Source organism: Halomonas sp. ANAO-440, assembly GCF_019915905.1.
Lineage (GTDB): Bacteria > Pseudomonadota > Gammaproteobacteria > Pseudomonadales > Halomonadaceae > Halomonas > Halomonas chromatireducens.
Genome location: NZ_JAHXBV010000049.1, coordinates 1 through 13,863 on the forward strand (window position 1 = coordinate 1; position 13,863 = coordinate 13,863).

The 13,863-nt window shown below is 64.0% G+C and carries 15 protein-coding genes; 10 read left to right on the top strand and 5 right to left on the bottom strand.

Annotated features, from left to right (window positions below):
- Positions 1-363: 363 nt before the first annotated feature.
- Positions 364-1,563, bottom strand: a complete 1,200-nt coding sequence (gene tyrS / locus KZO25_RS19530; protein WP_223138185.1) for a tyrosine--tRNA ligase — start codon at positions 1,561-1,563, stop codon at positions 364-366.
- A gap of 118 nt (positions 1,564-1,681) precedes the next feature.
- On the opposite strand from tyrS, the gene KZO25_RS19535 reads away from it, so the two are divergent.
- Positions 1,682-2,836, top strand: coding sequence for an anhydro-N-acetylmuramic acid kinase (locus KZO25_RS19535; protein ID WP_223138186.1), 1,155 nt, complete (start codon positions 1,682-1,684; stop codon positions 2,834-2,836).
- 25 nt (positions 2,837-2,861) lie between these two features.
- Here KZO25_RS19535 and KZO25_RS19540 read toward each other — a convergent pair whose 3' ends face one another.
- Positions 2,862-4,004, bottom strand: coding sequence for a PilT/PilU family type 4a pilus ATPase (locus KZO25_RS19540; RefSeq protein WP_223138187.1), 1,143 nt, complete (start codon positions 4,002-4,004; stop codon positions 2,862-2,864).
- A gap of 78 nt (positions 4,005-4,082) precedes the next feature.
- A complete protein-coding gene (locus KZO25_RS19545) occupies positions 4,083-5,114 on the bottom strand; it encodes a type IV pilus twitching motility protein PilT (RefSeq protein ID WP_066451830.1) in 1,032 nt (343 codons plus the stop codon).
- Between the two features lie 67 nt (positions 5,115-5,181).
- On the opposite strand from KZO25_RS19545, the gene KZO25_RS19550 reads away from it, so the two are divergent.
- The 7 genes from KZO25_RS19550 to KZO25_RS19580 all read left to right on the top strand — a co-directional run bounded on the left by KZO25_RS19550 (position 5,182) and on the right by KZO25_RS19580 (position 10,255).
- Positions 5,182-5,898 carry a YggS family pyridoxal phosphate-dependent enzyme gene (locus tag KZO25_RS19550; protein WP_223138188.1) on the top strand — a complete coding sequence of 239 codons (717 nt, stop codon included), beginning with the start codon at positions 5,182-5,184 and terminating at the stop codon, positions 5,896-5,898.
- A gap of 236 nt (positions 5,899-6,134) precedes the next feature.
- Positions 6,135-6,959 (top strand): pyrroline-5-carboxylate reductase, encoded by an 825-nt coding sequence (proC, locus tag KZO25_RS19555; protein ID WP_223138189.1) that lies wholly within the window; start codon positions 6,135-6,137, stop codon positions 6,957-6,959.
- 61 nt (positions 6,960-7,020) lie between these two features.
- On the top strand, positions 7,021-7,602 hold the full coding sequence (locus KZO25_RS19560) for a YggT family protein (protein WP_066451834.1): 582 nt from the start codon (positions 7,021-7,023) through the stop codon (positions 7,600-7,602).
- A gap of 49 nt (positions 7,603-7,651) precedes the next feature.
- Positions 7,652-8,809 carry a homoserine O-succinyltransferase MetX gene (locus tag KZO25_RS19565; RefSeq protein WP_223138190.1) on the top strand — a complete coding sequence of 386 codons (1,158 nt, stop codon included), beginning with the start codon at positions 7,652-7,654 and terminating at the stop codon, positions 8,807-8,809.
- Positions 8,809-9,408 carry a methionine biosynthesis protein MetW gene (gene metW, locus KZO25_RS19570; protein WP_066452419.1) on the top strand — a complete coding sequence of 200 codons (600 nt, stop codon included), beginning with the start codon at positions 8,809-8,811 and terminating at the stop codon, positions 9,406-9,408. The genes KZO25_RS19565 and metW overlap by 1 nt, the downstream gene beginning before the upstream one ends.
- A 53-nt stretch (positions 9,409-9,461) precedes the next feature.
- The gene (locus KZO25_RS19575) at positions 9,462-9,917 is read left to right on the top strand and encodes a DUF4426 domain-containing protein (RefSeq protein ID WP_066451836.1); all 456 of its coding nucleotides are present in this window, start codon (positions 9,462-9,464) and stop codon (positions 9,915-9,917) included.
- Positions 9,914-10,255, top strand: coding sequence for a Rieske (2Fe-2S) protein (locus tag KZO25_RS19580; RefSeq protein ID WP_066451837.1), 342 nt, complete (start codon positions 9,914-9,916; stop codon positions 10,253-10,255). The genes KZO25_RS19575 and KZO25_RS19580 overlap by 4 nt, the downstream gene beginning before the upstream one ends.
- Here KZO25_RS19580 and sfsA read toward each other — a convergent pair.
- Together sfsA and KZO25_RS19590 are read right to left on the bottom strand one after the other, a co-directional pair.
- A complete protein-coding gene (gene sfsA / locus KZO25_RS19585) occupies positions 10,214-10,990 on the bottom strand; it encodes a DNA/RNA nuclease SfsA (RefSeq protein ID WP_223138191.1) in 777 nt (258 codons plus the stop codon). The two genes, KZO25_RS19580 and sfsA, sit on opposite strands and share 42 nt — an antisense overlap.
- A 30-nt stretch (positions 10,991-11,020) precedes the next feature.
- Positions 11,021-12,184 (bottom strand): pyridoxal phosphate-dependent aminotransferase, encoded by a 1,164-nt coding sequence (locus tag KZO25_RS19590; protein ID WP_223138192.1) that lies wholly within the window; start codon positions 12,182-12,184, stop codon positions 11,021-11,023.
- A gap of 240 nt (positions 12,185-12,424) precedes the next feature.
- Here KZO25_RS19590 and dksA point away from each other — a divergent pair, with 240 nt between their 5' ends.
- Both dksA and gluQRS read left to right on the top strand, forming a co-directional pair.
- Positions 12,425-12,862: an RNA polymerase-binding protein DksA gene (dksA, locus tag KZO25_RS19595; RefSeq protein ID WP_066451840.1), complete on the top strand. Its 438-nt coding sequence runs from the start codon at positions 12,425-12,427 to the stop codon at positions 12,860-12,862.
- A gap of 80 nt (positions 12,863-12,942) precedes the next feature.
- Entirely contained in the window at positions 12,943-13,854 is a 912-nt protein-coding gene (gene gluQRS, locus KZO25_RS19600; RefSeq protein ID WP_223138193.1) for a tRNA glutamyl-Q(34) synthetase GluQRS, read from the top strand.
- Positions 13,855-13,863 lie beyond the last annotated feature (9 nt).

The following is a 13,863-nucleotide window of genomic DNA, read 5'->3' on the forward strand; positions in this document are numbered from 1 at the left end:
CCGGCGCTTCTGTCAATCGCGAATCTCACCAGCCGATCCGAAAAACCAAACAGAAACAAGCACTTTCTCCACTTCCACCGCCGGTAACGTTTGCCCGTTGCCGGCAGCGGATGCGTACTTTACGGCTTTCCCTGCCCCCCTGCAAGGGGCCTTGTAAAAAAATTTCAGGAAGATGACCGGTCAATGACAGAACGATGAGCAGCCACACTATCCACAGGCGTTTTTACAGGTGCTTTCCACAGGCCGTTGGGCCAAGCGCCTGTGGATGGAATGCCCGGCTCAGAGACGACAACGCCCGCACATGGCGGGCGCTGGTAGAGCCACTGACTTGTAATCAGTCGCTCCAGGGAAAGGATAAGCTCCTTAGCAGAGCGTTACCCGCGCATAGCGCTTCTTGCCTGCCTGGATGACGTAGCTCTTGCCGGTATTGAGCATATGGTCCTTGGCGACCACCTCGCCATCGACCTTGACCCGACCGTTGCCCAGCATGTCTTTGGCCTGGGCACTGTTGTTGGCCAGACCCGAGCGATTGAGCACGGCGGCGATGGGCGCCTGGGCACTGCCTTCGAAGTCGACCTCGATCTCGGGCAGGTCCTCGGGCAGCTCTCCCTCGGCCAACTGGTTGCCGGCAGACCGGTGGGCATTGGCCGCGGCCTCTTCGCCGTGATAGCGAGCAATCAGCTCCCGGGCCAGGATCATCTTGATATCGCGCGGATTGGCACCCTGCTCGGCATCGCGCTTGAGGCTTTCGATCTCTTCGTTGCTCTTCAGCGAGAGCAGCTCGAAGTAACGCCACATCAGGCTGTCGGGCAGGGAAACCAGCTTGTTGAACATGGACCCGGGCGCTTCATCCACGCCGACATAGTTGCCCAGCGACTTGGACATCTTCTGCACGCCGTCGAGGCCCTCGAGCAGCGGCATGGTGATGACGACCTGGGGCTCCATGCCGAAGTGCTTCTGAATCTCTCGCCCCATCAGCAGGTTGAACGTCTGGTCGGTGCCACCCATTTCCACATCGGCCTTCAGCGCCACGGAGTCGTAGCCCTGCACCAGCGGATAGAGAAACTCGTGAATGGAGATCGGCTGGCTGGACTTGTAGCGCTTGTTGAAGTCGTCTCGCTCGAGCATGCGTGCCACGGTGCTCTGGCCGGCCAGCTCGATCATGTCGGCCGCGGTCATGGCGGAGAACCACTCCGAGTTGAAGCGCACCTCGGTCTTCTCGGGGTCGAGGATCTTGAACACCTGCTCCTTGTAGGTCTGAGCGTTGGCGCGGACCTCCTCCTCGGTAAGCGGCTTGCGCGTGACATTCTTGCCGGTGGGATCGCCGATGCGCCCGGTGAAGTCGCCGATGAGGAAGATGACCTCGTGGCCGAGCTCCTGAAACAAGCGCATCTTGGTCAACAGCACGCTATGGCCGAGGTGCAGGTCAGGGGCGGTTGGATCGAAACCCGCCTTGATACGCAGCTTGCGCCCGGACTCGAGCTTCTTGACCAGCTCGTCCTCGATCAGGATCTCGTGGGTGCCACGCTTCAGAAGCGCCAGCGCGCTCGCGACATCGGTCATCGTCTCCGACTCCACACAATACGGTTGCCAGGCCCTGCCCGCAGGGTCCATTGAATGGGGCAGAATGTTAGCATGACTTGGCGCCTCGCGGAGGGGGCTCAGCAACTGGAGTAGAGGAATGACACTGTTCATCGGCCTGATGTCCGGCACCAGCCTCGACGGCGTCGATGCCGCCCTGGTCGAAATCGACGACCACGGCAAGGCGCACCTGCTCGCCACCCACGCCGAGCCCATGCCAAACAGCCTGCGCGAATCGTTGCTGGCACTCTGCCAGGCCGAGCGCGTCGAGTTTGCCGAACTGGCTTCGGCCGAGCACGCGTTCTGCCACCTGCAAGCAGCAGCCGTGAAACGGCTGCTGGCTGACAACGCCACGCCGCCCGAGGCTGTCGCCGCCATCGGCAGCCACGGCCAGACTATCGAGCATGCCCCCTGGGGGCATGGCAGGGGGCATGGCAGGGGGCATGAGGAGGCACCCGCCTATACCCTGCAGCTGGACAACCCCAGCCTGCTGGCCGAACTGAGCGGATGCACGGTAGTGGCGGACTTCCGCCGCCGCGACCTGGCCGCCGGCGGGCAGGCGGCACCGCTGGCACCCGCCTTTCATGATGCAGTATTTCGTCGGCAGGATGAGTGGCTCATGGTGCTCAACCTCGGCGGCTTCGCCAACCTGACGCTGCTGCCGCCGGCCGAAAGCGATGCAGAGATCATCGGCTTCGACACCGGCCCCGCCAACGCCCTGATGGATGGCTGGCATGCGCGACATCGCGGTGGCCGCTTCGACTCGGATGGCGCCTGGGCCGCCTCGGGACGCGTCGACGAAGCCCTGCTGGAACGCTTGCTGGCCGAGCCCTTCTTCCATCGACCGCCGCCGCGCAGTACCGGCCGCGAAGTCTTTCATCTCGACTGGCTGGCGCGTCATCTGACGGGAAGGGAAGCACCTGAAGACGTGCAGGCCACGCTATCGGAGCTCACCGCCACCAGCGTCGCCCTGGGTATCGCAATGGCGCGAGAGCGGCTCCAGGCACCGCCGGCAGCGGCGCTGATTCCCTGCGGCGGCGGTGCCCACAACCCGGACCTGCTGACCCGCCTGGCCCGGCATATACCGGAGACCCCCCTGGTGCCCAGCAGTGACTGGGGCTGGCCGGCCGACTGGCTGGAAGCGGGCGCCTTCGCCTGGCTCGCCTGGCGACGCCTGGAGGGCCTGCCCGGGAACCTGCCCAGCGTCACCGGCGCCGCCGGCCCACGGGTGCTCGGCGGCATCTATGCTTCCTAAAACAGGAACCGAGGAAGCGCGCAGCCTAGAAGTCGTCCTCGTCGCGGAGTGACAGCCGTTGCGCCGAATCCTGCGCCTTGGCCAGCACATCGCTGCCTTCATCCTCGTACTTGATCATCATGCGCAGGTTATTCGCCGAGTCGGCATGCACCAGCGCCACTTCCTCGGTGATCTGCCCGGCCATGTAGAGCTCGAAAAGCGCCTGGTCGAAGGTCTGCATGCCGAGATCCCGGGAGCGGGCCATGACATTCTTGATTTCGCCGACGTCGCCCTTGCGAATCAGGTCGGCAATCAGTGGCGTGCGCAGCAGAATCTCGATAGCCGGGCAGCGCCCGCCATCACGGGTCGGCAGCAGCTGCTGGGCAACTATCGCATGCAGGTTGAGCGACAGGTCGAGCCATATCTGCTCGTGTCGCTCGTGGGGGAAGAAGTGAAGGATGCGATCCAGCGCCTGGTTGGCGTTGTTGGCGTGCAGCGTGGCCAGGCACAGGTGCCCGGTCTCGGCGAAGGTCAGTGCATGCTCCATCGTTTCGCGGGTGCGCACCTCGCCGATCAGAATCACATCTGGCGCCTGGCGCAACGTGTTCTTGAGTGCCACCTCGAAGGACTCGGTGTCGATCCCCACCTCACGCTGGTTAATGATCGCCTTCTTGTGGGGGTGTACGTACTCGATGGGATCCTCGACGCTGATGATATGGCCGCCCACCGTCTCGTTGCGCTGCTGGATCATCGACGCCAGGGTGGTCGACTTGCCGGTGCCGGTGCCGCCTACCACGAACACCAGTCCACGCTTGAGGTTGGCCAGTTCACCCAGCTGTGGCGGTAGCGACAGCTCTTCGAGATGAGGGATGTCGAAGGCAATACGGCGGATCACCATGGCCAATTGACTACGCTGCTGAAAGGCGCTGACTCGAAAGCGGCCCAAGCCGGAGAGGCTCAGGGCGAAGTTGGCCTCACGGTCGATCAGGAAGCGCTCCCGCAGACCCTCGGGAACCGCCGTATTGACCAGTTCCCGCACCTGAGCCAGCGAGAGCTTCTGGTCACCCAGCGCGATCAACTTGCCGGCGATCTTGATGGTGGGGGGAGCCTGAACCGAGATCAACAGGTCCGATGCTCCCTTCTGGGCCATGATGCCCAGCAGCTGCTCCAACCATTCTTGTGCTGTCATGTCCCTGCTCCCTTACCTGTTTATTTTTGGCACTTTCAATCAATGGCCCTGAGCCAGCAAGCCCCGCGCCAGCGGATCCTACGACAGCATACCCTTGGCCCGGGCCTGAGCCTCTTCGCGAGTCACGACATTGTCGGTGACCAGCTTGGCCAGGGACGCATCCAGGGTCTGCATGCCCAGGTTGCCACTGGTCTGGATCGCCGAGTAGATCTGCGCCACCTTGTCCTCACGAATCAGGTTGCGCACTGCCGCGTTGGCAATGAGGATCTCGTGTGCGGCCACTCGGCCACCGCTCTGACGCTTGAGCAGGGTCTGGGATATCACCGCCTGAAGGGACTCCGAGAGCATAGAGCGCACCATCGACTTCTCCTCGCCGGGAAAGACATCGATGATACGGTCGATGGTCTTGGCAGCAGAGGTGGTATGCAGGGTACCGAACACCAGGTGACCGGTCTCGGCAGCGGTCAGCGCCAGCCGGATGGTTTCCAGGTCGCGCAGCTCGCCGACCAGTATCACGTCGGGATCCTCGCGCAGGGCGCTGCGCAAGGCCTCGGTAAAGCCGTGGGTATCTCGGTGTACCTCACGCTGGTTGATCAGGCAGCGCTTGCTCCGATGCACGAATTCCACCGGATCTTCGATCGTGAGGATATGGTCGTAGCGGTGATCGTTGATATAGTCGATCATCGCTGCAAGCGTCGTGCTCTTGCCCGAGCCGGTGGGGCCGGTCACCAGTACCAGGCCGCGGGGCAGCAGCGCCAGTCGACGGAAGACATCCCCCAGCGCCAGGTCGTCCATGGTCAGTACTTCACTGGGAATGGTACGAAAGACCGCGCCAGCGCCCCTCACTTGATTGAAGGCATTGACACGAAAGCGAGCCACGCCAGGCACCTCGAAGGAGAAGTCGGTCTCGAAGAATTCCTCGTAGTCGCGGCGCTGGCGGTCGCCCATGATGTCGTAAATCAGCTTGCGGACCTCCCGGTCCTCCATCGCCGGCACATTGAGCCGTCGAATGTCGCCATCGACACGGATCATGGGCGGCAGACCGGCAGACAGATGCAGGTCGGAAGCGTTCTGCTTTGCCGAGAACGCCAGCAGTTCGGTAATATCCATGCGGTTCCCCTGCTTCCAGGTAAGGTTCTCTTCAGTATGCCAGACCTTTTGACATGAAGGACTTCAGGTGAGTAATACCACGAATCTCGTCATCAGTGAGTCCCTGGCTGCCGCTCGAGGGCGGCTGACCGATGCCCTGGCGGCAGCCGGACGCCCGGCCGAAGATGCGCGCCTGCTCGCGGTCAGCAAGACCAAGCCGGCTGGCATGATCCGGGAAGCCTGGCTGCAGGGGCAGCGAGACTTCGGCGAGAACTACGTTCAGGAAGCACTCGCCAAGCAGACCGAACTCAGGGATCTGGAGGATATCGTCTGGCATTTCATTGGCCCACTGCAGTCCAACAAGACACGGGAAGTGGCCGAGCACTTTACCTGGGTACACAGCGTCGACCGTGAGAAGATTGCCCGGCGGCTGAACGATCAGCGGCCCGACGGGCTCGGGCCGCTGAATATCTGCCTGCAGGTCAATATCAGTGCCGAGCCGAGCAAATCCGGGGTCATGCTCGAGGAGTTGCCGGGACTGGCCGGAGCCGTGCTGTCGATGCCGGCACTCAGGTTGCGGGGCCTGATGGCCATTCCCGCCCCGGCCAGGGAGGCCGCAGCACAGCGGGAACCCTTCGCCCGACTGCGCCAGGCACTGGGTACATTGCGCGAGACATTTCCCGAGGCGCCGCTGGACACCCTGTCGATGGGGATGAGCGCCGACCTGGAAGCTGCTATCGCAGAAGGCGCCACACTGGTCAGGTTGGGTACCGCCATCTTTGGCGAGCGGGACCGCACCACCTGAGCCCGAGGAAAGTCGGCAGGAAAGGCGATTTGGTCAGCTCCGCTGCTCTAAGAGCGAGTGATATCGTAGCTGCGAGTCAAAAGGTGAAGCTTGCGCGTGTAAATGCGTACTTTTGATCGGACTCGCGCACAAGCCGATGTTTAACGCAATATGGTCGAGCGCAGGCAGTTTCAGACAAAGCGTAGTGCGTACCGGCCTTGACCCGGTCGCTTCATGACGAAAAAGGATAGATCGCAATGGCCAGCAGAGTCACCTTCATCGGCGCCGGCAACATGGCCAGCGCCATCATTGGCGGGATGATCGACAGTGGGCACCCGGCCACCGGGATTACCGCCACCTCACCCAGCGATGCCTTCCTGGCGCCGATCCATGAGCGCTACGGCATTCGTACCAATACGGATAATGCCGCAGCGGTACGCGACGCTGATGTGGTAGTGCTGGCCGTCAAGCCCCAGGTCATGCGGGACGTCTGTGAAGGGTTGCGTGACACCCTGCAGCGGCAGCGCCCGCTGATCGTCTCGGTGGCCGCAGGAATCGACGCCGCCACCCTGCAGGCCTGGATGGGCGGCGGCACGGCGCTGGTCCGCTGCATGCCCAACACGCCTTCTCTGGTCGGCGCCGGTGCCGCCGGGCTATACGCCACGCCCGAAGTCACCGACGAACAGCGTAACCAGGCCAGCGAGCTGCTCGGCGCTGTGGGGCTGGTCGAGTGGGTCGAAGAAGAGTCCCTGCTGGATGCGGTCACAGCCGTTTCCGGCAGTGGCCCCGCCTATTTCTTCCTGATGTTCGAGGCCATGGAGGAGGCCGGTGTGAAACTGGGGCTGCCCGCCGAGACGGCTCGCCGGCTGGCGATCCAGACCGCTCTCGGCGCAGCGCGCATGGCCCAGGAAAGCGAGCTCACCCCGGCACGTCTCAAGCGTGACGTCATGTCGCCCGGCGGAACCACCGAACGTGCCGTTGAACATCTGGAGCAGGCCGGCCTTCGCGGCACGATGATCGACGCCATGGAAGCCTGCGCCAAGCGCGCCCGCGAAATGGGCGACGAATTCGCACAGCGCTAGCACCTAGAGGGCGCCCGCAGCTCGCGGCGACCTCCCCCGACATGAGAGAAAGGAGCCGAACATGGGAAATGCTGGCCTGTTGCTGGTCAACACCCTGATCAATATCTATCTGTTTCTGATGATGCTGCGCTTTCTGCTGCAGGCATCACAGGCCGATTACTACAACCCCATCAGCCAGTCGGTGGTGAAGATCACCCAGCCGGTGGTGCGCCCCTTCCAGAGCTTTCTGGGTCCGGTAATGGGCCGCTTCGATCTGGCAACCCTGGCCGCGGCCTTCGTGCTCAAGGCGATCAGCATTGTGGTGATCCTGCAAATCGCCGGGTTCGGGATGCCACCGATTGGCAACGTGGCCATCGGCGCGGTGGCCGCCATTGCCAATGCAATCCTCAAGATCTATTTCTTCGCCCTGATCGTGATGATCATACTCAGCTGGGTAGCCCCCAACGCCAGCCACCCGGGTGCGCTGCTGGTCATGCAGCTGGTGGAGCCGATCATGGCGCCGGTGCGCAAGGTCATTCCGCCGCTGGGCATGATCGACCTGTCACCCATCGTGGTATTCATCGCCATCAGCATTATCGACGGTATCGTGGTTGGCGCCCTGACCCGTGCCGCCGGTATCGCCGGAGCCCTGGTCGGACTATAAGCCCGTGTCGACCTTTACCGGACCCCAACGACAGGACGCCGAACCACCAATGCCCGAGATTCCCGCCGACTCGGTCGGCCTGGTGACGCCACAGACGGCGCACTTCGACGACCCTCTGGAACTGGCCTGCGGCAAGACGCTGCCAGCCTATGATCTCGTCTATGAAACCTACGGCACGCTCAACGCCGAGCGAACCAATGCCGTGCTGATCTGCCATGCCCTTTCGGGTCACCATCATGCCGCGGGTTTCCACGCTGCCGATGAGCGCAAGCCGGGCTGGTGGGACGCCCATATCGGACCCGGTAAATCCATCGATACCGACCGCTTCTTCGTCGTGTCGCTGAACAATCTGGGGGGCTGCCACGGCAGCACCGGCCCCGTCAGCATCAATCCGCAGACCGGCCGCCAGTGGGGGCCGGACTTCCCGATGATGACGGTGGGCGACTGGGTCCACAGCCAGGCTCGCCTGGCCGATCGCCTGGGTATCGAGCGCTTTGCCGCCGTAATCGGCGGTAGCCTGGGCGGTATGCAGGTGCTGCAATGGAGCCTGGCCTACCCCGAACGCATCGCCAATGCCGCCGTCATCGCTGCGACTCCAAAATTATCGGCACAGAACATCGCCTTCAATGAAGTGGCACGACAGGCCATTCGTTCCGACCCCGACTTCCACGACGGCTGGTACAACGAGCACGGCAAGGTCCCGCGCCGTGGCCTCAAGTTGGCACGAATGGTGGGGCATATCACCTATCTGTCGGAAGATGCGATGGGCAGCAAGTTCGGTCGTGACCTGCGCAGTGAAGACCTCAATTTCGGCTACGGCGTGGAGTTTCAGGTGGAGTCTTACCTGCGACATCAGGGCGATACCTTCTCGGGCTCCTTCGATGCCAACACCTATCTGCTGATGACCAAGGCGCTGGACTATTTCGACCCGGCCGCGGTACACGGCGGCGTCCTGGCCAAGGCGGTGAAGCCGGCGCAGTGCCCCTTCCTGGTGGTCAGCTTCACCAGCGACTGGCGCTTCCCTCCCTCCCGCTCCCGAGAGCTGGTCAACGCCCTGACCCGGGCCGGCAAGTCGGTAAGCTACGTGAACATCGACTCCCCCCACGGTCATGACGCCTTCCTCTTGCCGGAGCCACGCTACCAGGCCGTCTTTACCGCCTTCATGTCCCGTGCGGCCCGTGACCTGGGCCTGGAGGAGCGCTCATGATGCGAGCCGATCTGGAACTGATTCATCGCTGGATTCCCCAGGGCGCGCATATCCTCGACCTGGCCTGCGGCGACGGCACCCTGCTCGAGGCGCTGGCCCGGGACAAGGGGGTGAGCGGCTATGGCCTGGAGATCGACCCGGCGGGCATCACCGCCTGCATCGAAAAGGGCGTCAACGTCATCGAGCAGAACCTCGACGAGGGCCTGGTGAACTTCGAGGATGACACCTACGATCTGGTGGTCATGACCCAGGCGCTGCAGGCGCTGCGCCGCCCCGACCGGATGCTCGACGAAATGCTGCGGGTCGCCGACGAGTGCATCATTACCTTCCCCAACTTCGCCTACTGGCGGCACCGTGTACACCTCGGTATTCGCGGCTACATGCCGGTCTCCAAGACGCTGCCCCATGCCTGGTACGATACCCCCAACATTCACCTGTCGACCTTCAACGACTTCGAGCACCTGTGTCGTGAGAAGGGCCTGACGATCACCGACCGGGCCGTGGGGATACGCGATCATGAAGGTCACTGGGCCTCGCGGCTCTGGCCCAACCTGTTCGGCGAAATCGCCATCTTCCGCATCAGCCGGCAGCGGAAATAAGCCCCGGCGCGGGGACCTCCATGGCAGACCGGCTGCGACAAGAGGGAGCCACAATGCAATATCCAACCAGCCTGGCCAACATCGCTTGCCTGCTGCTCCTCTGCCTGGCACTGCCCCTGCAGGCCCAGCAGTACGAACAGGTGGGCGACTACCAGGTACACTACAGCGCCGTCAGCACCAGCTTTCTCAGCGCGGACGTGGCCGCCGAGCATGGCATTCAGCGCAGCCCTGCCATGGCGCTGGTCAATGTCAGCGTGCTCGAAGCGCTTGAGGATGGCACCATGCGGGCGGTAAACGCCCCCGTCAGCGGTAAGGTCGGCACGGTCGGCGATGGCTCCCCCTCCCCCCTCTCCTTCCGCTCGCTGCGCACCGGCGACAGCGTGTCTCAGGTTGCGGTCTTCCGTATCATTGAGGACGAACCCATGCGCTTCGACCTCGAGGTCCGCCACGACCGCAATCAGGCACCCGCCAAGGTCGGCTTCATCCAGCGATTCACCATCGACCGATGAGCCCTGTGCCTGCCACCATCATCGCCCGACGCGCTCAACTCGACGCCACCTCGGCACTGGGTCTGCATCTGCCCGACGGGCGCGATGTCCTTCTGGTAACGGTGCATGGGAAAATCAGCGCCTTCGTCAATCGCTGCCCTCATCAGGGGGTTGCGCTGCAGGCGGAACCGAACGTCTTTCTCGAAGCCGGCGGGGAGCTGATCCAGTGCGCCATGCACGGCGCCCTGTTCCTGCCCGACACCGGCGAATGCGTCTTCGGTCCCTGCCAGGGGCGCCACCTGGAGCCGGTAGCGGTTTCAGTCGACGCCGAGGGCAATATCCAGCTGGCGGGTGAGTGAAACGGGCAGCGCCCCGGTCAGTCGAATCACCTGCGGCACCCCCTCGCGGCAGTCCACCCGGCAACCATGAGCCAGTATCTCGACCCCGCGCTCCGACGCCTCGCCCAGTGCCATCGCATAAGCGGGGTCGAGGTGTGCGGCGGCAGCCACATCCCCGATGCCGGTATGGGCCACGCAGAATAGCAGCACCGCCCTATGGCCCTGCGCCGCCAGGTCGCCCAGCACGCCCAGATGGCGCCGCCCCCGCTCGCTCACCGCATCGGGGAAATAGCCATGGCCATCGCTCTCCTTGAGGGTGACCTGCTTGACCTCGACATAGGCGGTTCCCCGCAGCGGATCGTCCAGGCGAAAATCGAGCCGACTCGATGCTGCTCCCCCCTCCGTTGTCACCTTCGCCTCGCGCTTCAACGTCGCATAGCCCGCCAGGGGCGCCACCTGCCCTGCGCGCAGCGCCTCTTCGACGATACGGTTGGTCCGTCCGGTATGCACCGACGCGAATGCCAGGCTACCGTCAGACTGGGGCAACTCGATCAGCTCCCAGGTCCAGGCGAGCTTGCGCGACGGGTTATCGCTGGGTGCCAGCCAGACGCGGCAGCCCGGCACGTTCACCGCCCGCATGGAGCCGGTATTGGGACAGTGGGCAGTTACCTCGCGCCCGTCGGCGAGGCGCACGTCGGCCAGGAAGCGCTTATAGCGGCGCAGCAGGGTGCCGGGCACCAGCCGAGGATACTCCATGGAAAAACCTCCGATTCATTGCTGCGCCCGCTACGGTTGGCGCGCCAGGAAGCGCTCGAGCCGGGCCACGGCCTCCTCGAGCCGTGCAATACCGGTGGTAAAGGCGATACGCACGTGATGCTCCCCTCCCGTCAGCGCGAAATCGATGCCCGGCGTGATCGCCACGTTCTCCTCCTCGAGCAGCTGCCGACAGAAGGCCTGGCTGTCGCGACTATAGCGGGAGATATCCAGCCACAGGTAGAAGGCCCCCTGGGGCGGCAGCAAGGGCGCCAACCCCAGCCGGGCAAGCCCTGCCAGGAGCGCATCGCGGCGCTGCCCCAGCTCGGCACGGCGCGTCTCGAGGATATCGCGACACTCAGGCGTGAAGGCGGCCAGTGCCGCGTGCTGGGCCGGGGTGGAGGCCGCCAGGAACACGTTCTGGGCCAGCCGGGTGAGCGGCTCCACTGCCGCCTCGGGTGCCAGCAGCCAGCCCAGGCGCCAGCCGGTCATGCCGAAGTACTTGGAGAAGCTGTTGACCACGAAGGCATCGGGGGTGATCGCGGCCACCGACAGCGGCGCGATGTCGTAGCAGAGCCCCTGGTATATCTCGTCCACCAGCAGTTCGCCGCCCCGGGCCGCCACGCTGTCGGCAACCGCGGCAAGCTGCGCCCCATCGAGCATATGGCCGGTGGGGTTGGAGGGCGTGGCCAGCATCGCCAGGCGGGTGTCCTTCCGCCAGTGTTGCTCGATCAGTGCCGCATCCAGCTGCCAGCCGCTCTCTGGGCCCACCGGTACGGCATCGACTTCGGCGCCGGCCAGGGCCATGAAGTGGCGATTGCAGGGATAGTTGGGGTCGGCCATCAGCACCCGGTCGCCGGGGCCAGCCAGCAGCTGGCTGGCCAGCAGGAGCGCTCCTGATGCCCCCGGGGTGACCAGAATCCGTGACGGGTCCACCACGGCACCGAAGTGCTCGGCGTAGTGCCCGGCGATCGCCTCGCGCAGCGCCGGTAGCCCCGCTGCCGGCGTATAGCGGGTCTGCCCCGACGCCAGCGCCTGCTGCCCGGCGGCGAGCACCGGCGCCGGCGTGGTAAAGTCGGGCTCGCCCACCTCCAGGTGTATGACATCGTGCCCGGCTGCCTCACGGGCCTGTGCGATCTCCAGCAGGCTCATCACACGGAAAGGGGCTACACGATCGACCCGCGCGTTCCACGACATGACTGACTCCCGATTAAAATTTCCGGGCCTGACGGGAACCTTTCACCGCCGGGCTTTCCAAGGTAGATTCTATCTTTTTTCAAGACCGTCGCGCAGGCCGCTCCCTCGCCAGTATTGCCAAGGTAGCTATTGCAAAGGCGGCGTTTTTCCGCTAAACAAGCATGCCTTTGGCGTGAGATACCGTGCAGAGTATCGGAGCGGGTATTGATCAGCAGTCACTAAAGTTAAAGAGGCAGTCCCATGCCAGTAGCAGACCAGAAAACGGAAGCGCCCAAGAAATTCACCCCGTACGAGCCAGCATCGGGTGAAGAGTACATGAACGAGCAACAGCTGGAGCACTTCCGACAGATCCTGCTGGGCTGGAAACAGGAGCTCATGGAAGAGGTGGATCGCACCGTGCGCCATCTGCAGGAAGAGGCGAACAACTACGCCGACCCAGCCGATCGTGCCACTCAGGAAGAGGGCTTCAGCCTCGAACTGCGCACACGGGATCGTGAACGCAAGCTGCTCAAGAAGATCAACGAGACCCTCGATAAGATCGACGAGGACGACTATGGCTTTTGCGAGGCATGCGGCGTCGAAATCGGCATCCGCCGGCTTGAAGCCCGCCCCACAGCGACACTGTGCGTGGACTGCAAGACCCTGGCCGAGCTCAAGGAGAAGCAGCTCGGCGGCTGAGCCGCAAACCATTGCTGCTGTCGCAACGGGCACCCCAGGGTGCCCGTTTGCGTGACGACCGCCAACATCGGGAGTCATCCATGCCCCCTTATCGCGGCCGCTTCGCCCCCACCCCATCCGGCGCACTTCACTTCGGCTCACTGATCGCCGCCCTGGCCAGCTTCCTCGATGCCCGCCAGGCGGACGGCCAGTGGTTGCTGCGCATCGAAGACATCGATCCGCCACGCTGCCCCCCCGGGGCCGCCGATACCATCCTGCGTCAGCTCGAGGCCTTCGGGCTGCACTGGGACGGCCCGATCCACTGGCAGAGCGACCGCAACGAGGCCTACGCCGCCGCCCTGGAGAACCTGACGTCACAGAGCCTCGCCTACCCCTGCAGCTGTTCACGCAAGCAGTGGCGCGACTTTCCGATCTACCCCGGCTGGTGTCGCCACGGCGTGCGGGAGCCCAAAAAGGCATGGGCATGGCGACTGCGCAGCGACAAGGGGCTGCGTCCGATCATGTGGCAGGATAGGCTGTTCGGTATCCAGCGCTTCGATCCAGCCGAGCTGGGCGACGTGGTACTCAAGCGCAAGGATGGTCTCTGGGCCTACCAGTTGGCCGTGGTGGTCGATGATGCCGACCAGGGCATCACCGATGTGGTGCGTGGCTTCGACCTGCTCGACAATACGCCCTGGCAGCGCCAGCTGCAGCATGCCCTGGGCCTGCCTGAACCGCGCTACCTGCATCTACCCCTGATCATGAGCCGCGACGGCCAGAAGCTCTCCAAGCAGAACCTGGCACCAGCGCTCCCCGTGAGAGAGAAGGAGGTGCGCCCACTGCTGCATCGCGCCCTGGCAGCACTGGATCAAGCGCCACCCGATTCACTGGCCTCCGCACCCGCTACCGAGCAGCTCGAATGGGCCATTACCCACTGGGAAGTGGGTCGCATTCGCCCCGAGGCCACCCGGCAGGCTGCTGCTGCCGACATGGCTGCCACTGATCCACCCTGACCGAGGAGC